Consider the following 22,536-nt stretch of genomic DNA (forward strand, 5'->3'; position numbering starts at 1 on the left):
CTCCAAAACCAAGCGCAGACGTTCCAAATCTCCCAACACTGCAATCTCATTCCACTGAAACAGGTTGAGTTGTGGTATAATAGCCATAACAGGCGACCCTCCGATACTTAAAATTGTTTTCGACAATTCAATTTTACCATGGATGGAGTCGCCTGTTTACTATTTACTACCATAAAGAGGCTGGGGTGGATTTTCGCTCTGCCTCTTTCTTTTATACATGAAAATGAAGTTTTTCCGCTTTTTTTGGGGGTAAAAATTTTTCTCCTGTATCTTTCAGCCCTTGTCCTGTCCGGCTTGCAGGACATCGCAATTAGCTCTATAGCCTACTCTTCATTTTACAGCCTCATTAGCGTTTTCGGAAAAGAGGTCAGAACATCGGGTCCGCTGTCTGTGGCAAGCACGTCGTCTTCGATTCGCACCCCGCCTACCCCTGGGATGTAAATACCCGGTTCGATCGTAAAGGTCATGCCGGGCACAATCTTATCCATATTCTCGCCGTGTATGGACGGATATTCATGCACCTCAAGGCCCAGCCCGTGCCCGACACGGTGCGTAAAATACGGGCCGTACCCGGCGTCTTCGATAATCCGCCGCGCCGTGCGGTCCAGCTCCGCCAGTGTCCCGCCAGTGCGAACGGCCGCGATGGCCGCTTCTTCCGCCGCAAGAACTGTATGATAAATCTTTTCCATTTCAGCCGTCGGTTCACCGATTACAAATGTGCGCGTAATATCGGAACAAAATCCGTCTTTAAATACCCCCATGTCGATTAAAAGGAACTCTCCCTCTTTTATTTTCGTCATCCCCGGGGTTCCGTGGGGCAGCGCCGAATTCGCGCCGGCCAGCACAGTCGTGCCAAAAGCGGGATAATCCGCGCCTTTTTTCTTCATCAGATACTCCAGTTCAGCTACCAGGTCAACCTCTGTCATGCCAACCCGGACCCGTTTTAACCCTTCGGCCATCACTTCCTCAATTAACCGGACGGCAATTTTTATCCGGCTTATTTGGTCCGGGGTTTTTCGGCTGCGCAGTTCAGCTATCATGTTTCCAATATTAAAAAGCGATAGGCCAGAAAACGAATTGTGCAACTGCTCAGCCTGACTTAAACGTAAGTAGTCTTTTTCCACCGCCAATTTTTTAATAGAGGACCCGCCTGTTTTCTGCAGAATCTGGTAAGGGTTATCAGTATCAGCTACCGGGATAACTTTTATATCCGGGTTTTGACTACCCGAATTTGCACCTAACACTGCTTCGGCATTATCTTTTTCAAGAGACGGCACATACAGCGCCACGGCACCGTCTTTATCCAGTAAAAGTCCCAAAAACCGCTCATGCGGGTCACATACAAACCCGGTGCTAAACGCGACGGATATAGGGGAAGTCAAAAGCGCCGCATCCCATCCGTTGTTCCTGATTTCATCTTTGATTTTAGTAATTTGTGTGTGATCCTTCATTTTTGTTCTTCCTCTCTATCTTCAGTTGGGTATGTACTTTAATTCCCTACACTCCGGAAAATGTCCTTTTTTCATGCTTTCGCCAATCCTGTACACGATCAATTGAATTACTCATGGTTTCATGAGAAGTCACAAATGTGTCTCCTCATGAAACTAATGGGCACTAATTTTTAATTGATAATAATTTCTACATAAATGGGGATAATTACATTAACCATTTGCAATTCACATTATTAAATCCATTTAAAGGTTGATGAAATTTAATGAACACATTCGAAAATTTGTGGACGATGTTAGTTGCCACAGAACATTTTATGAATAGCGAAGATGTATCTTCCCCTTGCGCATTCTGGACGGCTTTCTTTTGCCTGCACTTTCGTTATGTCCTTATAGTTTTTTCATTAGCCATTCGAGTGCTTGACGTGTATTCGTCGTCACCCAATCCCTCATCGTGCTGCCGATATTGGTGAGCAAGTTGCCAGGGTAGACAGCAAGCACTCTATTTTCCCCGTTGACTTGTCTCCCAAAGACCTCGACCTCAATCTTGCCCTGGTCTACCTTTTTTATTTGAAAAGCTTTTGTCGATTGATAAGGTGCGCCTTCAATTCGCTCAATTCCGCTCTGCGCAACATTGATTCCTGTCATAATTCCAACAAACATGACGACGACTAATGAGAAAAATACAGCGCTGAATTTCAAGGCAGCTCCTCCAATCACGCGGTTTTTGCTTTACCCTTTGTGTTCACTTTCTCGGCGTTGAGGTACACCTCTGCAATTACCTTCGCCAGGGCATCCGCCGTCCGGTAACACTCTTCCATCGTATTATCCACTCCACCTACCTCTATAAGAATGGCATGCGGAGAAACGGATTGATTGTATTCAGCATTGCCATATTTTTTGCCAAATATCCCCTTCGAGAGCCCAGGATATTGATTCTCAAGTTTGTCGTTAATCTGTTTTGCGAATTGCTCATTTTCCTCCCAATTTTTATTTCTCATCCCAATAACAAAATTTACCCGCGCATACGTTTGGCCCCTGATTGTAGTCGTTGTTGAATTTCGTCTGAGGGAATCGCGGTGGATATCGATAAAATAGGTAAGATTATGGTTCGTGGCCATCGCCTCTCTGATAGTCTGAATAGATTGCGCGTATGACAGGCTGTAGGAAAGATTCTTTTCCTTTAAAATTTTCACATAATCAATGGTGCTTACCTGCGTCCCAATCCCTTCTTTTTCGAGCTGAGCCGCCAGGTGCTTACTGATATACGTGACATTTATTTTTGCACTCATCGCTAAATCCGGATTGTTCTGAACCTCGTCTTTGGGCAGTTCCGGCAGGAACGATTCCCGATCATGCGTATTATAAATAAAGATTACTTTTTTTCCGTTTGTTGTTATCGTAGGCGGCGAATTGTCAGGAGGCGAATCGTCCTGAAGCGCCTGCGGCGGCGGCGGAGATTCAATCGGCAAATCCGCCAGGCCAACCCCCTTGCCGGCAACAAGGACGTCCGTGTCAAATAAACTAAACCCGGGCAGTTCATCGCCGATAAAAGTTCTCGGGTCACCCGCATTAATTCCTGTGACCAATTGAAAAGCAAAACTGGATAGTTTTCTTTGCGATAATTCATCCTGCGGGCTCGCCTGAAAGTATGGAATTTCATAACTCATGGCCCGCGCCAGCACACTGCTGGACATCGTAGCGCTGATTTTTCCAACCTGTTCGGAAGACAGGCCCCGGCTGGACGGGGAAGCAAAAAGAAATCCGATTAAAATAAAAACAATCGCAGTACCGAGGGACAAAATAACAAAACTTCGTTCGACGTTTGCATTGTTCAGACTAATAATAAGGCCGCGATTTTTACCACGCACTGTATCCTTTCCTTTCTCTCCTGCTGTGAGGTTTGTCCTTTTATTCCGCTTCTATAAAACCATATGAGAGAGAAAGGGCGATGATGCATCCGATTTGCTTTTATTTTTGCGAGTTTTCTCTTGCAGGGAAGACCTCTCAAAAAATAACAACGCTCCATTCCATTGCGCGCACCCGCTTAGTTTAACGTCCGCTCAATGCGTATAAGCCGACACGTTATCCATGTCGATCGCGGAGTGAAGGGCGGCGTTCAGGCCGTTGGCTACGATGTTGGCAATGTCCTCTACGTAATCGTCCACTTCTTTCGGCGTCACAATCAGATTATGGCCCAGCGGCGCCAATACTTCGTAAATGAGCGCACGTTTCTTCTGTTCATCCAGCTCACCGACTAGACCCAGTAACAATTTCCTGTCCTGTTCATTTGGCATATCTTCCTCCGTGATTTTCCTTGTATTTCCAGTCAGGCGAAAACCTTGGGGAACAAGCCGGCCAGCGGCCTTTGGATGGCGGGCCTCGTTTACCTGCCGTCCGAGATGGCCGAGCAGATAGGTCATGGCATCGTGTACGATGGTTGCTGCCTCTACTACGGTTGGGATGCCAACAGCGATAACCGGAATGCCAAGCGTCTCCTTATTCAGCGGCTTCCGCTTATTTCCTACCCCCGAACCCGGACTAATGCCGGTATCAGCAATTTGAATCGTAGTGTTCACTCTATCCAGCGACCTGGATGCGAGTGCATCTATCGCAATAATAAAATCCGGTTCAGCTTTCTCCATCACTCCATAGACGATTTCACTCGTCTCAATGCCGGTAATCCCGAGCACACCCGGTGAAATCGCGCTAACCGGCCTGTATCCTTCCTCCACCTGCTCCGGCATTAATTTAAAAAGATGGCGTGTGACCAGCACATTTTCAACGACCATCGGACCGACAGCGTCAGGAGTTACGTTCCAGTTTCCTAGACCAACAATAAGTGCCCCTGCATCCTCCCGAATCCCCAGTTCTTTTAAAAACCGGTGAAACTCATGGGCAAAGCGTCTGGTCACGCGGTTCTGCAATTCCGTATCCTGCGTGCGAAGTCCGGGTATTTCAAGAGAAACATAGCGCCCGGGCAATTTACCGATGGCCTCGGCTCCTTCTGCCGTGAGAATTTCAATCCGGGACACAGTAATCCCGTTATCCTCTTCCGTCTCATACCTGACTCCGTTGATTTCTTTCGCACCTGTGGATTCATTCGTAAGTTCTCTCGCTTCTACCGCAAGATCGGTTCGTACTCCATACCTGCTTAAATCAAGCTTTTCTTCCATGCGATCACCTCGTTTTCATCGTTTCCACTTGAATATTGCTTTATACTAAAAAAACATGGTTGCAAATATGACGTCCCTCATGGTATAATTTCCTTTGTTCACTTTATAGAAGTTTCGGATGCACCAAGGAGGTGAATCTAATGCCAAATATTAAATCTGCAATTAAGCGTACAAAAACAATTGAAAAACGCCGTGCGCACCGCGCCGCTCAAAAGTCTGCTCTTCGTACAGCTGTTAAAGGAGTAGAAACTGCAGTTCTTTCCGGCAGCATGGAAGAGGCTAAAGCTGCTCTTAAAGAAGCGAGCAAGCGTTTGGACAAAGCAGTAACCAAGGGATTGATCCACAAAAACGCAGCTTCCCGCAAGAAGTCTCGTTTGGCTAAAAAGGTTAACGGCATGTCCGCCTAATCATATATGAATGCATTCATATGAAGAAAAAGCGACCAATTAATTGGTCGCTTTTTCTCTGCGTATAGAGAAATCGAGCGTCTTTCTGCACGCAGCAAATGATTGTTTTTTTTGAACCAGTATCCTTTTTCTTGACAGATGGATAGAGCCATGGTTAGATAAAATCGATATGTTAACTTAATAATAAGTTTGGTTAACAAAAATCAAATAGTAAAGGAACGGTTGGGGGGGAGCGTAATGAAAGTTGGAAAGCAGTTGAACTGGGAAGAGGAAATCAACGCAGAACTTTACCGTTTAGAGGAAATTTCTCAAAAGCGCCATCTCATCACAACAAGATTTGCCGAGCAGCCCTGGCTTATGATAAATGGACGTAAGATGCTGAATCTTGCTTCTAATAACTATCTAGGGTATGCAGGGGATGAACGATTGAAAAAATCAATGATTGAAGCGGTAAACACATACGGTGCAGGAGCAACAGCATCACGCTTAATTGTTGGTAATCATCCGCTTTATGAGAAAGCGGAAACAGCGCTCGTTAATTGGAAGAAGGCAGAAGCAGGGATTATTATCAACAACGGCTATACTGCGAATCTAGGGATTATTTCTGCACTGCTGCGCCGTGATGATTTTGTTTTTAGCGATAAGCTGAACCACGCAAGCATTGTCGACGGCGCTGTCTTAAGCCGTGCGAAGCACCAACGCTATCGGCATCATGATTTAAATCATTTAGAAGCACTATTAAAAAAAGCACCGACAGAAAAACGAAAGCTAATCGTGACAGATACTATCTTCAGCATGGATGGTGATCTCGCTCATCTTAAAGAGATTGTTGTGTTAAAGGAAAGGTATAACGCGATTTTAATGATTGATGAAGCACACGCAAGCGGCATCTATGGCAAAAACGGGGAAGGTTATGCCCATCACCTCAATCTTCAGAACAAAGTAGATATTCAAATGGGAACATTCAGCAAAGCGCTCGGTTCATTCGGCGCCTATGTTGTCGGGAAAAAGTGGCTCATAGACTATTTAACGAACCGAATGCGCGGGTTCATTTATTCAACGGCACTTCCTCCTGCCATACTCGGTGCTGCAAAAGCTGCGATTGAAATTGTGCAAGAAGAACCGGAACGTCGTACACTGCTCCAAACGCATGCCGAGTATTTTAGAGAATCATTGATGGATTACGGGTTTAATATTTGTGGAAGTCAGTCACAAATTGTGCCAATTATAATTGGAGAAAACGAAAAAACTATGAAGTTTGCCGGGTGTCTGCAGAAAGAAGGAATTGCTGCTATTCCTGTCAGGCCACCTACCGTTCCTGAAAATGAAGGGAGAATTCGTTTTACCGTGACAGCTGTCCATGTGAAACAAGATCTTGATTGGGCAATTAAAAAAATTGCTCTTGTTGGAAAAGAGATGGGGGTGATTGGATGAAACAGTTGCATCTAGTGATGCTTCCTGGTTGGAGAATGGAAAAGGCAGCGTTTCAACCGTTAATCGAGCCACTCTCTGAAGTATTTCAGCTTTTATTTGTAGAATGGAGAGGCGTGAAAGCTCCAAGTGATTTTAAAGAGCGGGTCATAAAAAAAATCATTTCTGTTGGGGAGCCTGTTTTTTTACTTGGTTGGTCATTAGGATCACTTGCGGCACTTGAAATTGCAAGTACATATCCCAAAAGCATAAAGGGTCTTATACTGATTGGCGGAACGAGTCGTTTTACGAGCGGTGAACAATATCCGTTTGGCTGGCATCCGCGCATTCTTGAGCGTATGAAAAAGCAAATGCAGCAGAACAAGGAGAAGACACTTACTGTTTTTTACGAAGCGATGTTTTCTGGGACCGGAAAGGAAGAAGGTTTAAAAAGTTTGCGCAAAAGGGAGTGTACTCATGATCGATAAACAGCTTTTACGAAAGCGGTTCAGTGAACATGCCAAAACATATGATGAGTATGCCAATGTTCAAAAAAAGATGGCAAAGGAATTAATTCATTCGCTTTCTAAAAAGAGGTGTGAAGAAAAAATTAATATCCTTGAAATCGGCTGTGGAACTGGTTATTTTACGAATTTATTATGTGAAGCATTTCCGAAGGCGAGAATTACCGCTGTTGATTTGGCACCCGGAATGATTAAAATGGCAAAAGAGAAAATGAATGAGGAACGTATTACTTTTTTATGCGGTGATATTGAAGAAATGACGCTTGAAGGAAGTTATGATTTTATTGTTTCCAACGCAACGTTTCAATGGCTGAATAATCTTCAGACAGTCATTGAACGGTTATGTCAATTATTAAAGCGGGACGGGAGCCTTTTATTTTCAACGTTTGGAAACAAAACCTTTCACGAGCTTCATACTTCCTATGAACGTACAAAAGAAAAGCTTCAGCTTCCAATAAGCAGTTCACCAGGACAATCGTTTTACTCTCTTGAAGAGCTATATCAAGTTTGTGAACAGGCACTGATTTCTTCAGCGGCATTTCCATTTGAAATAACAGGAAGACAACAGCTCGAGCTAGAGTATTTTCAGACGGTACGCGCATTTTTTGCATCAATTAAAAAGATTGGGGCAAATAACAGCAACGAAGAAAACTCCTGCCAGCGCCCTTCTTTTTTCCGAGAATTAATCAATACGTACGAAACAAATTATCGGGATGAAACCGGCGTGAAAGCGACCTATCATTGTTTATTTATAACTATTACTATATAGGTTTGAATTGACGTTTTAATACTGCCATCCGATTCGAAGTAGTACACGTTTTTCCTATACGCTCACCATTTCTTTCATCCCCATAATAATTAACTCAAGGGCAAGCGTTTTATCAATCTGCCCTGTTTTTATTCTGTAATCTTCTTCAGCAAGTTTTTGTATAATCCGCTTGAGCGCTAATTCACTAAATAAACGTGATTGTTCGGCCGCCAGCTTTGCAACGTACGGGTGAACCCCAAGCATAGAAGCCATTTGCTGCGGGGAATACCCTTTAGGCTGCAAAATTTTAATTTGAAGAAGAATGCGAAACTGGCGGGCGAGCAGCGTGAGAATTTTCAACGGTTCTTCTTTATTCATCTGCAGGTCGTAATAAATGCGCATGGCGTTTTCCAGCTGGAGACGGGCAACCTGGTCAACGAGACGAAACACATCCTGTTCAAGTTGCCGGCTGCCGAGAAGCCCGACAACCTCTGGTGTGATGGTTTCCCCCTCCCCGACATACGTCGCCATTTTCTCTATCTCCTGATTCAGGCGGCGAAGATCCCCTCCCGTCATCGTAATTAACATGCGGGCGGCTTCTGGCATAACACTCGCGTTATGTTTGGCCGCGCGGCGTGAAATCCAGTGGACCAGTTCATCATCTTTCAGCGGCATGAACGGAACAACAACAGAGTTTTTTAGCAATGCCTTTACAGTTTTTTTTCGTTCGTCCAGCTTTTCCTCCGGCACTTCGAGAATAAATGTAGTATAGTCCGGGGGATTGTTTAGGTAATTCAACAGACTATCAAGATTGTGCTCTGATGACTCTTTCACTTTTCCACCGGTTAGAAACAAAGCCTGTGTGGCACGCACCAATCTTTTCTCACCCATAAAGGGAAATGTCTCAGCATCCTGCAGCGCAGCCTGCACCGCTGTCTCGCGCAAATCGTATACGCTGTAATTAAAGTCCCGGCTTGCCTCATCGATGACCTGCTGCTGTATCATCGTAATGACTTCGTCCATCAAATACTGCTCTTTGCCATAAAATAAATAAACAGGCGCGACTTTCCCCTGTTTAATCTCCCGGGCCAACTGGCGTACATCCATGATTCTCACCTCGTTCCTCATTATACCTAAATCAGGCTTTTGAACACAAAAAACCATGACGGTTTGTGTCGCCACGGTTTTTTGTAGAGGTGCGTATATGTAAACGTTCAGTCTCGACAGGGCCCTTGCCGAAAAGTGAACGAGTAAGCTTCTTTTCTACATCATACGCACGACGAACAAAAGCGTGATTATTTATTGTAAATTGGCAGTTCAATATTTTTTCCCATGTCGATAAGCCAGTAATGCGGCATGGAATCAGGTTGATTACCTGTACCCGTAAATTCAAGAGAGTAGGTAACTTTCTGATTATCCACCCAGTAGTAATCTACTTTGTACGTATTCTGCCAGGTATGCGTGACAAAAACAATGTTGCCCTGTCTATCCCGAATAAGCAACCTGTTATTGCTTTCACTGACAAAATAGTTCCCTCCAGGCGACGGAAGACCAGGAGGCGTGTAGGAAGATTTCCCTGCTGCGGCTTGTCTGTCCGACTCAGCACCCGTCTTTCCTTGTTCCGGGTTTGCAATGCCGGCGATCGTGGCCACTTTATCGCTTGGTTGTACGGCGCTTGCGGAAGAAGCGGCTTTCGTTTGCCCGTCCTTGTCTGCAGAGGCAATCGCCGGCCCCCCCGGAGATGGAGATGTTCCGCTCTCGGCTACCGCCCCCGAATCTCCCTGTTCGAGCGCCGGATGGGCACCCGACTGATCGACCGTTGTTCCCTGTGGTAAAGATGGTCCAACGACAGTATTTTTCGCAACGGAGGAATCTGTTGATGGTTCTGTTGAATTGGTCTTGCCAGGCGATACAGAAGCCGGATCTGTATTTTGCTGAACGGAATGGGGAGACGGAGAATTCGTCCCGCCTTCTTTACCGGCAGACACATTCGGCTGCTGGTGTCCATTTGAAGTATCCGCTTTGGCTGTCTCCTGCGGTGCTGTGCCTCCTGCAGAAGATCCCCCTCCTGCAGTCGCCTTATCTCTATTAGCAGCGGGGGCATCGGCACCATTCGTTTCTGTTTTTTGAGCAGGCGGGGTGTTTTTTGCCACTGAATTGCCCGATGTTTCCGATGAGGACGGCGGTAAAACAGCTTTTCCTGTATTTACGTGTTCCCTCGTTCCGCCGAAAGACGATTCATTCATATACGTTTTTGTCTTATCCATCCCATACATAATGGCTGAAATCAAAAGTCCGGCTGCCGCTACACTTCCAAGTGAACGGTAGAGAATAATTCTCTTACGGGAAGTTCGACCCGGCTCAACCGCACGCAATGCTGCGGCCTGTTCATCGTGTAGAGCGGACGCGCGTGCCCTGTCCAATTTATCGAGTTCAGGCATAATGGATTCAACAATACTAAATGGTGGTTCAACCATAGGGAGGTCTTCGAGATGGCCGGATAAGCTTTTCAGACGGTTATAAAGCAGCGAACAGTCCGGACATTTACGGAGATGCTGAAGCAGAAGTTCCTTCTCCGAGTCTTCTAAGTCGTAATCCATATCCCGCTGTATCCAATCATAGATTTCATCACATCTCACCCTATACACCACCTTTCTGATATTCTTTTAAAAGTTCCTGCAACTGCTGCCTTGCCCTAAATAGATAGGACTTTACTGTGTTTAACGGCATATTCATCACTTCTGCTATTTCGTTATAGGATAAATCCTGCATATAACGCAAGGTTACAACGGTGCGGTGATGCTCCGGGAGCTGGTTAATGGCGCGGCGCACTTCTTCTACCATACCGGATCGCTCTACTTCCTGCTCAACATTGTAAGGGGCGTATAGCGTTGTTTCATTCTCATCAATCGATACCATTTCCTTCTTTTTGCGAAACTTATCTATGCACACATTGGTTACAATACGCTGTACCCACGTTGAGAATTTAGCTTTTTCCTGATATGTATTAATCTTTGTATAAATACGGATTAACGCTTCCTGAGAGGCATCCAGTGCATCTTGCTCATTGCCCAGCACATAGTAAGCTGTTCGATAAACGGAATGCTCAATAATCTCCAGGAGTTTAACAAGAGATTCATGGTCTCCATTCTGGGCGGAGCGTATTAAATTTGCTTCAACCACGCCCTTGCCTCCCCTCTCTACCCTATTTAGACGTAGGGTTTATAAGAAATGTTGCAGAAAAATACCGATTCTTTGAATCGTTCCAGCTACACTACCACTTTACTTCACTTTACTGTTGTATATGTAAATTCATGATTGTTTACATTAATAATAACAGCACCCTGTTTGTCCGTCCTCAGCACCGTGCTATGATGAGCTTCAAGCCTGCGGATTACCTCAGGATTAGGATGGCCGTAGCGGTTTCGTTCTCCCACCGAAATGACGGACAGCAAAGGGTGCAATCGGGAAACCCAATTCTCTCCCGTGGACGATTTGCTGCCGTGATGACCGACTTTCAGGACGTCTACAGATGGAAGTCTACCATCCTGAAGCAGGCGGTCCTCCCGTTCCTTTTCGAGATCCCCTGTAAAAAGAAAGTGATGCTGATACGCATCCAGCAGCAGAACGACAGAATTATTGTTATCGCTTGCGGCCTCATCTTTTTCGTGAGAGATTGGCGGATTTAATACGTCCAGATTTATGCCTTCTTCTTCCCTCCAGCGCTGGCCGGATTGCGCTGTAACAACAGGAATTCCCCTTTCTTTGATAACTCTCGCAATTTCTTGCTCAAGCTGTGTTTTCGGGGGTAATCCATTCGCCAGTATTTGTTTAACCGGCATATGAAGCAGCAGATAAGGGGATCCTCCTACATGGTCGCTGTCTCCATGCGTCATGACGTACAAATCAACTGAGCTAATCCCGCGATACAGAAGATAAGGAATCACTACATTTTTTATCGGCTGATACGGGTTGCGCTGTCTCTTCCACCCCTCTTTTTCGGCAGGGCTGCCTCCTCCGTCAATGAGGACTACCCTTCTTGGTGTTTCGATGACGATAGCATCTCCCTGTCCGACATCAAGAAACGTAATCTGCGTTCCTTTTTTCATCCACTGCGGTATAAACAAAGCCAACAACAGCAAAAAACAGGATAAAAAAGACGCCGTTATCGTTTTCCAATTTGTTTCTATTTTACCATACAATAAAAAGGCAAGGAAGACGAGCCAACCGGCGTAAACGACGAACCAGACAAAAGATGGAGAAACAAACGCAAACGAAAGCCATTTCCAGTTTTCTATTTTGTAAAGAAGCTGCAGGACCGGAGCCAGCATAAAATCAACGATACGGGCAAGCAAAATTCCAAATGCCGGATGAATACTACCAAGAATAAGCGAAACAGCAGCCGTCGGCATAATGAGAATACTGGAAAATGGCACAAAGATAAAATTAACGAGGGGTGATAAAAATGAAAAAAGATGAAAATAAAAAATACTCAGAGGAAAAGATACAAGCGTTGCCGCCGCGGTTACTGTTATATTTTCTCTGAGAAACTTCCATTTGATAGCCACTTTTCTATCAAGCAGCGGTACAAAGGCAAGCAGCCCAAACGTAACAAGATAAGATAATTGAAAGCTGATAGAATGAATCTGGTATGGATCAAACAGGGTCATCATTAGAAAAGCTGCACCGATAAGATTCCATCCGTCCTTAAACCGGTGCAACAGAACAGCGAGCAGCACAAGCTCTCCCATAATAAGAGCCCGCACGGCTGAAGCGCCGGCACCTGTAAGCAGAACATACAGGGGGAGAAGGATAATGGCGAGAACACCCGCTCTCTCCTTAGTCATTCCCAGCCAGCGCAATAAAAAAAGCAGGCCAATGACAAGCAATGTAATATGGTGGCCGGAAATAGCAAGAATATGAGCCAGTCCAAGCGAAGAAAGCCTTACATAATTCTCCGCGTCCATTTCATCGAGCGATCCGATGAGCAGACCTGAGATAAATCCGGCGGTATCTGCGGAATACATCCGATTAATCCGCCCGACCAGCCACTTTTGTAAAGAAAGGATGGCCCCTTCTATACTCCGGTTGGGCTTTTGATAAGATAAGGACTGAGGCGACCTAATACTCCCTACACGATGAATATGTTCTCTATGCAAATAAACCGGATAATTAAAGGCTCCCGGGTTGGTCGGTGGTTTGGGAAGGTTGAGCTCCATTTCCCCTTTTAAGCGGCTGTGGTATAAAAAACAGGCTTCTGCCCGCTTTTTTTGTTCCTCTGTTGTAAAATAAACGGTGGTCCATACACGTTCGGCCTGCGGAATGTTCCGGTTATTGATTTTTGCAATTTGCAGCGTAAAGCGGCTGCGGTCGCCGTCAAAATCAGGCGCATCTTGAATGATGCCTTCAAAGGAAACCCTGCCGAGCGGCAAATGGCTCGTATTATGAGCCTCTGTCCACATATAGTTACTGCCGCCTATGAGAAAAAAACAAGCTCCCACAATAAACGGCCTGCGCAGGGTCGGCTGTTTCCATAGTATAATCGCCGCTCCTAAGATAAAAACAGAAAGACAAAGAAGTATGAAACGCTTGTTTTCATAATACGCGGCAGCACTGATCATGCCGCCCAGCGCGCATACACTGCAGCAAAATAATATACGGCACTTCATTTTTCCCGCCTTCCTATCATTTCTTTTTCCTCCCTCGTCTGGACAGCACCCCTCTAGCATTTATTATAGCATTTTTTATGGAAAAAAAAGTAAAAAGGAAGAATTTTATTATTCTCCCTTTTAATACCCCTGCAGTTCATGTAATTGTTCCGATAAATGACTAAGTTCCTGTTTAATCATAGATAGACGCCTCTGGTCTTCCTCTTCTTCTATGCATTCATTCAGCTTTTCCAGAAGGAGATTGATACGTCCCTCTACAATCTGCTGTTCGATATGCTGTTCCACAAGAATATTCGAAAGTTCCGTTTCCTGGCCTAATCCATTGTTTTCAAAAATTTTGCCTTCACGGAAATAAATATCTTTTGTAAACCCTTCTTCATAAAGGCGAAGCATTCCGGAAGCACCCATCAAATATACCGAACCATAAAATAAACGAATCAATTGGTTGGCCGCCATCTCTTCTTCCGTAATCCCGTTTATATACAATCTTCCTTTAATCGGCAATCCCGCTTGAACAACGAGACGAAATACTCCGTGTTCAGTATAGAATCCAAGGAGTAAGGTGCCCTGCATGGTTTTCTTTTCTTCAACGGTTATATCACTGCGCAATTTCGCTTCTTCTACAACACGATAAACGTCATCAATCCGTTCCTGGGGCGCCTGGAAATTATCACATACACCTCGGATCGTGGCTACATTTGATTGCATTGTAATCACCTCGTTCGTAGTTAAGAAGAAATTTCCTCCTTGCTACATCATTACCCCGTTTTTTATAATCCATACCATGCTTTTTTCAATTCCGTTACGGAAGTTTAGGGTTTATTCCACAACGTCCATCTTTACACCGTGGGGCGGAACATACGAAGTAAGCTGCCAGAACTTGATTCCTTTTTGCGCCAGAAGGTTGGCTACTTTCGCATAATCTTTTTCATAGGCCCGATGGTACACGACACTTCGGATTCCGCTGTTGGCAATTAAGTTTGCACATGTCCAGCACGGCTGATCGGTGACATAAATCGTCGCCCCCTGCCTGTCCGCCTGGTCCGTAAACAAAAATAAATTTTGCTCGGCGTGAATGGACCGGATGCAGCGGTGCTTCCGCACGAGTTTGCGGCCCCCGTCTGCCTCATAATAATCCTGAAGCATGCACCCTTCATCAAGACAGGAGGGCGTTCCGCTGGGGCTTCCGTTATAAGCGGTTCCCAGCACTTTATGATCGCGTATTAATACCGCTCCTACGTACCGGCGGGGGCAGGTCGCTCTAGTTGATGCCATATAAGCTAAATCCATAAAATATTCATCCCATGATTTTCGGTTGTCCACGTTGATTCTCCTTTTTTCCATGCGCCTTTACGTTATTATCTCATAAGCCAAACGAGTCCAAAAGCCCCTCGCGGCGGAAAGCTATCGTTTCTTACTGTATTGAGAAAAACTCGCGGGCGTTGCCGCTCGTCCTTTTTCTGCAGGGAAGCGAAACGGCCGCTTAGTGACCGGAAGGTCGGACCGACAAAACATCCGGGTACCTCAAGGATGGAGACAATTGTCGGTCTGATCGACCTTCCGGCCACACGCTCCACATCGAAAAAGAAACGTTCGGCACACCCCCGCGAGTTTTTCTCAGGTGACCCATGGAGGAAAGTATATGTTGCTTTAACACTGTAAAGCAACATATACTTTCTTTAACGGTAAGAAAGGATGCCTGCATAAGCGGGCATCCTTTCTTAAGTCATCGATTTTAATTTTTATGATGCGTTATCGTTATACCGTTGCGAGCTGGCTGGCTTTTAACGCGTGCTCCAAATCGGCAATAATATCGTCCGCGTTCTCAATTCCAACGGATAGGCGGATCATGTCAGGCGATACACCTGCAGAAAGCTGCTGCTCTTCCGTTAACTGCTGGTGTGTTGTACTTGCCGGGTGGATCACAAGCGATTTCGCATCCCCTACGTTGGCAAGATGAGAAAGCAGGGTCAAGCTGTTAATGAACTTCTTGCCTTCCTCAAGTCCGCCCTTGATGCCAAACGTTAAAATCGCGCCTGATCCTTTTGGTAAATATTTTTGTGCCAATGCATGATGCGGGCTGCTTTCAAGGCCAGGATAATTAACCCAAGTAACAAGCTCGTTGTTTTCCAAATAACGGGCCACTTTATTTGCATTTTCCACATGGCGTTCCATGCGAAGGTGCAGCGTTTCAAGCCCCTGCAGGAACAGCCAGGAATTGAAAGGAGAGATAGCAGCACCCGTATCACGCAGCAATTGAACACGTGCTTTGATAATATAGGCCAGGTTTCCAACTGCTTGCGTGTATACCACCCCGTGGTAACTTGGATCCGGCTCGGTCAGGCCCGGGAATTTTCCATTCTCCCAATCGAAGTTTCCACTGTCAACGATGACGCCGCCGATGGAAGTACCATGTCCGCCAATAAACTTAGTTGCGGAGTGAACCACGATATCGGCACCAAATTCAATCGGGCGGCAAAGGTAAGGGCTGGCAAACGTGTTATCGATAATTAACGGAACCCCATTCTCGTGGGCCACAGCAGCAACCCCCTCAATATCGATAACATCAATGCGCGGATTCCCGATCGTTTCCGCGTATAATGCTTTTGTTTTATCCGTAATGGCAGCGCGGAAATTCTCCGGATTTGAAGGATCTACAAGTTTTACTTTAATCCCTAATTTAGCCAGTGTGTGGACAAACAGGTTGTACGTACCGCCGTACAAATTGCTGGAGGCAACGATTTCATCTCCTGCTTCAGCAATATTCAAAATCGCGTAGGTAATAGCAGACGAACCGGATGCCAAGGCAAGCGCTCCTACTCCACCTTCCAGCTGGGCAATCCGCTTCTCAAACGCGTCCTGTGTTGGGTTCATAATGCGCGTGTAGATATTTCCGAACTCCTTCAATCCGAACAAATTGGCAGCATGGTCGGTATCTTTAAACACATAAGAGCTTGTTTGGTAAATCGGAACCGCACGCGATAATGTCGTCGGATCTACTTCCTGCCCCCCGTGCAAGCAAATCGTTTCAAACTTCAATTGGCGTTCTTCTGACATTTTTTGTTTCCTCCCTAATTTTTTTGTTTGTAGGGCGATGTTAAACCAAAATAAAAACCTCTTCTGGAAAGAAGAGGCTCGATACTCGGTATGTATCATCGCTCTCATCTTTCAAAGCTTTCTTGCTTTGCTGGATTTAGCACCTTGCAGATATACTGCCGGTTGCCGGGCTTCAAAGGGCCAGTCCCTCCGCCACTCTCGATAAGAGATGTTATTCAGTTAGGTATCCTTGCGTAAGCAGTACCGGTTTGACCCGCTACTGTTAAAGTAATTATAGCCACACTATTCCTACCTGTCAACTTACTTTGAAAATTTTATTGTACTAAAATTTTCGGACGAATCTTTTCAAGCGTTTTCTCTCCTATTCCTTTGATCTGCCTGAGGTCCTCCTCCGCTTTAAAAGCCCCGTGATCCTGCCGGTATTGAAGGATAGCTGCCGCTTTTCCAGGACCGATTCCCGGCAGTGTTTGCAGTTGTTCAGCCGTCGCATGATTAATATCCACTTTTTCGTCCTGTTGTGAACCCTCCACCGGCCGTGAAGCGGTTGCGGGTAATGCCGCAGCTGGCGTTGCTGGTGTTGACGTATCTCCTTTACTGGTTAAAACAGGGGGGCCTTCTCCCTCTGCGCCGGTTTTTTCTCCTTTAGCAGGAATATAAATAAGGGTACCATCCTGCAGGGGCATAGCTCCATTTACAATCTTTTGGTCGGCACCGGGTAAAAACCCACCCGCCATGCCGATTAATTGAAACAAACGGTCATTCTCTTTGAGCGTATAGACCCCGGGATGTGCTACCGCCCCCTTAATATCCACGATGATTTTCTTAGAGGAAGACACAGCCGAACCGCCGGTTGTATGTATATTTTGTCCGTTGTCTTTCTCGCGGGGGCTTCCGCTTCCCTGTATTCCGGTGACAGGCACCATATTATTATCGGGGGATGATTGGTAGTAATACACGCTGCAGCCCAGAAAGCAAAGCGCGATAATAACAATAATCCACCTTTTCTTCTCCATCCAGAGTGCTTTCATCAAAATCGTTCCTCACTTGTGATTTTGTTTTTGATTCCATATAATTCTCATATACTAAAAAATGATTGTAACCTAAGGGGGTTTTATGATGAGTGTTCATCGCTCCATTTCCGAACATGTCTCACGACAGGCTGAATATATTACTCTTTACCGTAAACTTGATGCTATGCGGGAAGTAAGAATCGAGCAGGCTGTCGAACAATGCAAACAAGGAAAAGAAATCGATATCGCTGCCATTAATTACGTGACCGAACAAATCAATCAGCTTGCGCAGCAGCATCATCTGCCGCCCCGCAAGAAAGTGACCGTTGAAATGATTCAGTTGATAAACAAATAAACAATTTACTTTTTTTACCATTTTAACATACTCAGGGAAAAAAAGTATACTAAAATTCTTCTCCCACGCATACATAGTAAAGATATATAAGATTGCCGGAAACCAGTGAGGCGAATCCGCCCGCAAACGGCAGCTTGTATAGCACGAAAGAAAGGGGAGGGGATTCTCATGCAGATTGGTTTTATTGGAACAGGGAGTATGGGAACAATTTTAATACAATCCTTCGTTGAATCCGGAAGAATACACCCTTCACAGATTATCGCATCCAATCGAACGGGGGAAAAAATACAAAAGCTTGCCTGGAAATACCCTGGTTTGCAGACAGGAACGAACCGGGATGTGGCCAAAAACGCAGCGCTTCTCTTTATCTGTGTAAAGCCTCTGAATTATCGGTCTGTCTTAGATGAGGTGAGAGATCTTCTAAGCCCCGAAAAATTCCTTGTGTCCATTACCAGTTCTGTCAACGTTGATTTGTTAGAATCGGTTTGTTACTGTAAAACGGCGCGCGTTATTCCCAGCATTACGAATGCCGCACGACACGGGGCTTCGCTTATCACTTTCGGAAACCGCCTGCAGGCTGCCGATAAGTCCCTGCTGCTTCGCCTGATGTCGGCAATAAGCACACCTGTCGAAATCGATGACGAGAATACCCGAATATCGTCGGATATCGTAAGCTGTGGACCTGCTTTCTTTAGCTTCCTGCTGCAGCGATTTATCGATAGTGCGGTACAGGAAACCGGGATTTCCGAGGATGCGGCCACAAAAATGATGACGCAAATGATTGTGGGTATGGGAAAACTGTTCGAGGAAGAACGATATACACTGTCAAGCTTACAGGAAAAAGTGTGTGTGCCTGGGGGGGTAACCGGGATCGGGCTGCATGTTCTCGATAAGGAAACAGCGGATGTTTTCGATCACCTGATTCAGGCGACCCACCGAAAATTTGCAGAGGATGTAAGCAACGTAAAGGCATCCTTTGCCGATAAAAAAAACTCCTTGCATTAAGTAAGGAGTTTTTATGCTTTATTCCACAATCGTTGGTTTATTCCACAATCGTTGCCGAAGCTTTGAGTTTTTCGGGAATTTGCAGGCCAAAACTTTGAACTGTCTTTTTGTTGATAACAAGTTGGACTTCTTTTGTTGTTTCGACAGGAAGAGAGCCCGGCTTAGCACCTTTTAATATTTTTGCCGCCATAACACCGGTTTGCCGGCCCATTTTGTAGTAGTCGATCCCATATGTTGCGACAGCCCCGCGCTTGACCGTGTCACTATCCGAGGCAAATACCGGCTTTTTAGAAGCCTTCGCTGTCGAAAGTAAAGCTTCAAAGGAAGAAACGACTGTATTATCGACCGGAACAAGGAAAGCATCCACTTTGCCCACTGCAGATTCGGCTCCCTGCTTCACTTCATTTGAATTCGTAATACCAATTCTTTCAACCGCAATTCCTTTGGCCTTAGCGGCCTTCTCGACCATGCCAACCTGAACAGCGGAATTCACTTCCCCTGTATTATAGATAACACCAAGCTTCTTAATGGACGGCACGAACTCGGTAATAAGCTCTACCTGCTTATCCATTGGGGACACATCCGATGTGCCTGTCACGTATTCAGAAGGCCTGTCGAGTGCCGGCACAAGCTTGGCCGCTACCGGGTCGGTTACCGCCGCGAATACAACCGGAATCCCTTTTGCCTGGTTCGCAACAGCCTGGGCGGACGGCGTTGTGATCGGGATGATAACATCCTCTTTATTTTGCGCCATCTGCTGCGCGATTGTCGTGACGTTGCTCATATCCCCCTGGGCATTCTGATAGTCGAGCTGCATCGTTGATTTATCCTTAAAACCCTCATCCGCTAACTCATCGATAATCCCTTTACGAATCGAGTTTAATGCCGGATGATCCACAATTTGCGTAATGCCCACTTTTACCACATGTTCAGCCTTTGCTGCCGCCTGGGAATTCCCTCCCGCCGCCTGTGACGACGTGGCCTCCGCACTCTTACCCGGACTGCATCCCGCCGCTGTCAACATCACCAAAGAAAGGGCCACGCTCGTTACTATCGCTCTTCTCATCTTTTCTATCCTCCAAGCATTCTCAACTAAAAATTTTAAAACTTTTCAAGATTATACCACGACATAGTGCAGATAGACTACTAAAAATTAGCCAACCACTATGTTAACCAGCTTGCCCGGTACCGCAATGATTTTGCGTATCGTTTTGCCCGCAATGAGTTCTTTGATTTTATCGTCTGCAAGCGCCTTGGCTTCCATTTCCTCTCCGGTCACTTTCGTGCTGATCATCATTTTTTCCCGCACTTTGCCGTTAATCTGCACCACAATCTCTACTTCATCGCGCACAAGCGCCGCTTCATCAAATGCCGGCCACTCCTGAAGATGAACGCTATCTTGGCGGCCAATCATGCGCCACATTTCCTCTGTAATATGGGGCGCGAACGGGGCAAGCAGCACGATAACTTTTTCAATTGCCTCAAGAAGAATGCCGTTGTCCGCAGTCTCAGGATAGGCATAAATCTTATTAACGAGTTCCATAATCGCGCTGATCGCCGTGTTAAACTGGCGGCGCTCTCCAATGTCTTCACTTACTTTTTTAATGGTAGCATGCAGCGTGCGATTTAAATCTTTCGCAGCTTCATCCGACAGGTCAAGGCCGCTCAGTTTATTTGCCAGATCCTCTGCGCGGGCAAATGGTTCCGCATGACTATCCACCATGCGCCATACCCTATTTAAGAAACGGTAGCTTCCTTCCACACCGCTATCGCTCCATTCGAGGTCGCGATCAGGCGGCGCAGCAAACAAAATGAACAGTCGGCTGGTATCGGCCCCGTATTTCTCGATAATTTCATCCGGGCTTACGACGTTTCCTTTTGACTTCGACATTTTAGCCCCGTCTTTTAATACCATTCCCTGGGTGAGCAAACTTTTGAACGGTTCGTTAAAATCGACCATTCCGGCATCCTTCAGTACTTTCGTGAAGAAACGGGAGTAGAGCAAATGCAGAATCGCGTGCTCAATCCCACCAATATATTCATCAACCGGAAGCCATTTGTTTGCTTTCCCGGGTGCAAACGGGATTTGGTCGTTTTTCGGGTCTGTAAACCGCAGATAGTACCAGGATGAATCGATAAACGTGTCCATCGTATCCGTTTCACGCCGCGCCGGGTTCCCGCACGACGGGCACGTGGTATGGATGAATTCCTCCGCTTTTGCAAGCGGATTCCCCTGTCCGTCAATCACCACATTTTCAGGAAGCAGAACAGGCAGTTGTTCTTTCGGAACAGGAACCGTACCGCAATCCTCACAGTAAATCATCGGGATCGGGCAGCCCCAGTAACGCTGGCGGGAAACAAGCCAATCGCGCAAACGGTATGAAACGGCAGGCCCTCCAATGCCTTCTTTGTCCAGATGCTCACCCACGACTGTAATCGCCTTACGGTTTGGAATTCCATTAAAGGAGAAGGAATTCATTAATACACCGTCTCCGGTATACGCATCAGTCATCTGATCTTCGGTAAGCTGCTCATCTTCCGGCTGGATGACAAGTTTAATCGGAAGGTTATACTGGCGGGCAAAGGCAAAATCGCGCGTATCGTGGGCCGGTACAGCCATCACAGCACCTGTACCATAATCCATCAGCACATAATTCGCAATCCAGATTGGAATCAGTTCCCCGGTCAGCGGATGGCGTGCATACGCCCCGGTAAACAGCCCTTCCTTTGGAGCATCAGCGGATGTGCGGTTCATCTCAGGCTCTTTTTTCATCTGTTCAATAAAGGCGAGCACATCTGTTTCCGTTTCTTTCCCTTTAATCAACTGCGGAATGAGCGGGTGTTCAGGCGCAAGGACCATAAAGGTTACACCGTACAATGTATCAGGCCGCGTGGTAAAAACGGTGACCTTTTCATTAATATCGGGCAGTTCAAACGTTATTTCAGCCCCTTCACTGCGGCCGATCCAATTGCGCTGCATGGTTTTCACTTTTTCCGGCCAGCCGTCCAATTGATCCAGGTCCTTCAACAACCGATCCGCATAATCGGTAATTTTGAAATACCACTGCTCCAGGTCAATCTTTGTTACTTCCGTACCGCACCGCCAACAGCGGCCATCTTCCACCTGCTCGTTCGCCAGCACGGTCTGGTCATGCGGACACCAGTTAACCGCACCTTTTTTACGGTAAGCAAGCCCTCTTTCGTAAAATAGTAAGAACAACATCTGTGTCATTTTATAATAATCCGGACTGCAGGTGGCGATTTCCCGATCCCAGTCATAGCTCACACCAAGCTGCTTTTGCTGGCCGCGCATGAAATCGATATTTTCATAGGTCCATTTCGATGGCTGCGCCCCGAATTTAATCGCCGCATTTTCCGCCGGCATCCCGAATGCATCCCACCCCATCGGATGGAGCACCTGATACCCTTTCATCCGGTTATAACGGGCCATCACGTCTCCAATCGAATAGACGCGCATATGCCCCATATGCAGGCGGCCCGAAGGATACGGAAATTGTTCCAGGCAGTAAAATTTATTTTTGCCATCGTTCTCATTCGTTCGGTTTACATGGTGCTCTGTCCAGTACTGCTGCCACTTCTGTTCAATCTCATGCGGCTTATACGATTTCATTTGAATAACCTCCAACTTTCTATTCTTCTCCACAGCACAACTAATATACAAAAACCTCCCGCCCCTGAATTGCTCCAGGGACGAGAGGATTCTTTA

21 protein-coding genes, 1 riboswitch and 1 other annotated feature (1 of these 23 only partly in view) are annotated in these 22,536 nt (G+C 46.1%); of the genes, 7 read left to right on the forward strand and 14 right to left on the reverse strand.

Features of this window, described 5'->3' with window-relative positions:
• Window positions 1–335: 335 nt before the first annotated feature.
• From H525_RS0120235 to gpr, 4 genes are all read right to left on the reverse strand, one after another.
• Entirely contained in the window at window positions 336–1,451 is a 1,116-nt protein-coding gene (locus H525_RS0120235) for a M24 family metallopeptidase (protein WP_027417685.1), read from the reverse strand.
• 387 nt (window positions 1,452–1,838) lie between these two features.
• On the reverse strand, window positions 1,839–2,150 hold the full coding sequence (locus H525_RS0120240; RefSeq protein ID WP_027417686.1) for a DUF3679 domain-containing protein: 312 nt from the start codon (window positions 2,148–2,150) through the stop codon (window positions 1,839–1,841).
• Window positions 2,151–2,164: 14 nt separating this feature from the next.
• Window positions 2,165–3,319: a stage II sporulation protein P gene (gene spoIIP / locus H525_RS0120245; protein WP_051331195.1), complete on the reverse strand. Its 1,155-nt coding sequence runs from the start codon at window positions 3,317–3,319 to the stop codon at window positions 2,165–2,167.
• Window positions 3,320–3,511: 192 nt separating this feature from the next.
• On the reverse strand, window positions 3,512–4,624 hold the full coding sequence (gene gpr / locus H525_RS0120250; protein WP_027417688.1) for a GPR endopeptidase: 1,113 nt from the start codon (window positions 4,622–4,624) through the stop codon (window positions 3,512–3,514).
• 140 nt (window positions 4,625–4,764) lie between these two features.
• Between gpr and rpsT the strand changes: the two genes are divergently transcribed.
• The 4 genes from rpsT (at window position 4,765) to bioC (ending at window position 7,734) form a co-directional block, all read left to right on the forward strand.
• A complete protein-coding gene (gene rpsT, locus H525_RS0120255) occupies window positions 4,765–5,031 on the forward strand; it encodes a 30S ribosomal protein S20 (RefSeq protein WP_027417689.1) in 267 nt (88 codons plus the stop codon).
• 237 nt (window positions 5,032–5,268) lie between these two features.
• Entirely contained in the window at window positions 5,269–6,465 is a 1,197-nt protein-coding gene (gene bioF / locus H525_RS0120260) for an 8-amino-7-oxononanoate synthase (protein ID WP_051331196.1), read from the forward strand.
• Window positions 6,462–6,929 (forward strand): alpha/beta fold hydrolase, encoded by a 468-nt coding sequence (locus H525_RS24970; RefSeq protein WP_155837475.1) that lies wholly within the window; start codon window positions 6,462–6,464, stop codon window positions 6,927–6,929. Before bioF ends, H525_RS24970 begins: the two co-directional genes overlap by 4 nt.
• Window positions 6,919–7,734: a malonyl-ACP O-methyltransferase BioC gene (gene bioC / locus H525_RS0120270; protein ID WP_027417691.1), complete on the forward strand. Its 816-nt coding sequence runs from the start codon at window positions 6,919–6,921 to the stop codon at window positions 7,732–7,734. The genes H525_RS24970 and bioC overlap by 11 nt, the downstream gene beginning before the upstream one ends.
• Before the next feature lie 54 nt (window positions 7,735–7,788).
• Here the strand turns inward: bioC and holA are convergent, their stop codons facing one another.
• The 6 genes from holA to H525_RS0120300 all read right to left on the reverse strand — a co-directional run bounded on the left by holA (window position 7,789) and on the right by H525_RS0120300 (window position 14,711).
• Complete coding sequence (holA, locus tag H525_RS0120275) at window positions 7,789–8,820, reverse strand: DNA polymerase III subunit delta (protein ID WP_027417692.1); 1,032 nt, start codon at window positions 8,818–8,820, stop codon at window positions 7,789–7,791.
• 188 nt (window positions 8,821–9,008) lie between these two features.
• Complete coding sequence (locus H525_RS0120280; protein ID WP_027417693.1) at window positions 9,009–10,352, reverse strand: hypothetical protein; 1,344 nt, start codon at window positions 10,350–10,352, stop codon at window positions 9,009–9,011.
• Between the two features lies 1 nt (window position 10,353).
• Window positions 10,354–10,896, reverse strand: a complete 543-nt coding sequence (locus H525_RS0120285; RefSeq protein WP_027417694.1) for an RNA polymerase sigma factor — start codon at window positions 10,894–10,896, stop codon at window positions 10,354–10,356.
• Between the two features lie 104 nt (window positions 10,897–11,000).
• Window positions 11,001–13,382, reverse strand: coding sequence for a DNA internalization-related competence protein ComEC/Rec2 (locus tag H525_RS0120290; protein WP_027417695.1), 2,382 nt, complete (start codon window positions 13,380–13,382; stop codon window positions 11,001–11,003).
• 120 nt (window positions 13,383–13,502) lie between these two features.
• Window positions 13,503–14,090 carry a hypothetical protein gene (locus tag H525_RS0120295; protein ID WP_027417696.1) on the reverse strand — a complete coding sequence of 196 codons (588 nt, stop codon included), beginning with the start codon at window positions 14,088–14,090 and terminating at the stop codon, window positions 13,503–13,505.
• A gap of 111 nt (window positions 14,091–14,201) precedes the next feature.
• Window positions 14,202–14,711 carry a deoxycytidylate deaminase gene (locus tag H525_RS0120300; protein WP_027417697.1) on the reverse strand — a complete coding sequence of 170 codons (510 nt, stop codon included), beginning with the start codon at window positions 14,709–14,711 and terminating at the stop codon, window positions 14,202–14,204.
• 93 nt (window positions 14,712–14,804) lie between these two features.
• On the opposite strand from H525_RS0120300, the gene H525_RS27665 reads away from it, so the two are divergent.
• Window positions 14,805–15,044: a hypothetical protein gene (locus H525_RS27665; RefSeq protein WP_155837477.1), complete on the forward strand. Its 240-nt coding sequence runs from the start codon at window positions 14,805–14,807 to the stop codon at window positions 15,042–15,044.
• Between the two features lie 96 nt (window positions 15,045–15,140).
• On the opposite strand, the gene H525_RS0120305 is transcribed toward H525_RS27665, so the two are convergent.
• Both H525_RS0120305 and H525_RS24975 read right to left on the reverse strand, forming a co-directional pair.
• Window positions 15,141–16,439: a homocysteine synthase gene (locus tag H525_RS0120305; protein WP_027417698.1), complete on the reverse strand. Its 1,299-nt coding sequence runs from the start codon at window positions 16,437–16,439 to the stop codon at window positions 15,141–15,143.
• Window positions 16,440–16,540: 101 nt separating this feature from the next.
• A riboswitch (SAM riboswitch) is annotated at window positions 16,541–16,647 on the reverse strand.
• A 106-nt stretch (window positions 16,648–16,753) separates the two neighbouring features.
• The gene (locus H525_RS24975) at window positions 16,754–17,467 is read right to left on the reverse strand and encodes a ComEA family DNA-binding protein (protein ID WP_035102171.1); all 714 of its coding nucleotides are present in this window, start codon (window positions 17,465–17,467) and stop codon (window positions 16,754–16,756) included.
• Between the two features lie 85 nt (window positions 17,468–17,552).
• On the opposite strand from H525_RS24975, the gene H525_RS0120315 reads away from it, so the two are divergent.
• Together H525_RS0120315 and comER are read left to right on the forward strand one after the other, a co-directional pair.
• The gene (locus H525_RS0120315; RefSeq protein WP_027417699.1) at window positions 17,553–17,804 is read left to right on the forward strand and encodes a DUF2533 family protein; all 252 of its coding nucleotides are present in this window, start codon (window positions 17,553–17,555) and stop codon (window positions 17,802–17,804) included.
• 168 nt (window positions 17,805–17,972) lie between these two features.
• A complete protein-coding gene (comER, locus tag H525_RS24980; RefSeq protein WP_035102175.1) occupies window positions 17,973–18,809 on the forward strand; it encodes a late competence protein ComER in 837 nt (278 codons plus the stop codon).
• 37 nt (window positions 18,810–18,846) lie between these two features.
• Here the strand turns inward: comER and H525_RS0120325 are convergent, their stop codons facing one another.
• Window positions 18,847–19,875, reverse strand: coding sequence for an ABC transporter substrate-binding protein (locus H525_RS0120325; protein WP_027417700.1), 1,029 nt, complete (start codon window positions 19,873–19,875; stop codon window positions 18,847–18,849).
• Window positions 19,876–19,962: 87 nt separating this feature from the next.
• Window positions 19,963–22,440: a leucine--tRNA ligase gene (gene leuS / locus H525_RS0120330; RefSeq protein ID WP_027417701.1), complete on the reverse strand. Its 2,478-nt coding sequence runs from the start codon at window positions 22,438–22,440 to the stop codon at window positions 19,963–19,965.
• A gap of 73 nt (window positions 22,441–22,513) precedes the next feature.
• Window positions 22,514–22,536 (reverse strand) — a binding site (T-box leader) (it continues 215 nt past the right edge of the window).

It is taken from the genome of Aneurinibacillus terranovensis DSM 18919 (assembly GCF_000430625.1).
GTDB classification, from domain to species: Bacteria; Bacillota; Bacilli; order Aneurinibacillales; family Aneurinibacillaceae; genus Aneurinibacillus_B; species Aneurinibacillus_B terranovensis.

What these genes read in the sequence shown, in the direction of transcription:
- H525_RS0120290 (WP_027417695.1), bottom strand. Translation starts at nt 13,382, where the DNA reads ATGAAGTGCCGTATATTATTTTGCTGCAGTGTATGCGCGCTGGGCGGC.
- bioF (WP_051331196.1), top strand. Translation starts at nt 5,269, where the DNA reads ATGAAAGTTGGAAAGCAGTTGAACTGGGAAGAGGAAATCAACGCAGAA.
- gpr (WP_027417688.1), bottom strand. Translation starts at nt 4,624, where the DNA reads ATGGAAGAAAAGCTTGATTTAAGCAGGTATGGAGTACGAACCGATCTT.
- H525_RS0120315 (WP_027417699.1), top strand. Translation starts at nt 17,553, where the DNA reads ATGATGAGTGTTCATCGCTCCATTTCCGAACATGTCTCACGACAGGCT.
- H525_RS0120295 (WP_027417696.1), bottom strand. Translation starts at nt 14,090, where the DNA reads ATGCAATCAAATGTAGCCACGATCCGAGGTGTATGTGATAATTTCCAG.
- rpsT (WP_027417689.1), top strand. Translation starts at nt 4,765, where the DNA reads ATGCCAAATATTAAATCTGCAATTAAGCGTACAAAAACAATTGAAAAA.
- H525_RS0120235 (WP_027417685.1), bottom strand. Translation starts at nt 1,451, where the DNA reads ATGAAGGATCACACACAAATTACTAAAATCAAAGATGAAATCAGGAAC.
- H525_RS24975 (WP_035102171.1), bottom strand. Translation starts at nt 17,467, where the DNA reads ATGAAAGCACTCTGGATGGAGAAGAAAAGGTGGATTATTGTTATTATC.
- bioC (WP_027417691.1), top strand. Translation starts at nt 6,919, where the DNA reads ATGATCGATAAACAGCTTTTACGAAAGCGGTTCAGTGAACATGCCAAA.
- H525_RS0120305 (WP_027417698.1), bottom strand. Translation starts at nt 16,439, where the DNA reads ATGTCAGAAGAACGCCAATTGAAGTTTGAAACGATTTGCTTGCACGGG.
- H525_RS24970 (WP_155837475.1), top strand. Translation starts at nt 6,462, where the DNA reads ATGAAACAGTTGCATCTAGTGATGCTTCCTGGTTGGAGAATGGAAAAG.
- leuS (WP_027417701.1), bottom strand. Translation starts at nt 22,440, where the DNA reads ATGAAATCGTATAAGCCGCATGAGATTGAACAGAAGTGGCAGCAGTAC.
- comER (WP_035102175.1), top strand. Translation starts at nt 17,973, where the DNA reads ATGCAGATTGGTTTTATTGGAACAGGGAGTATGGGAACAATTTTAATA.
- holA (WP_027417692.1), bottom strand. Translation starts at nt 8,820, where the DNA reads ATGGATGTACGCCAGTTGGCCCGGGAGATTAAACAGGGGAAAGTCGCG.
- H525_RS0120325 (WP_027417700.1), bottom strand. Translation starts at nt 19,875, where the DNA reads ATGAGAAGAGCGATAGTAACGAGCGTGGCCCTTTCTTTGGTGATGTTG.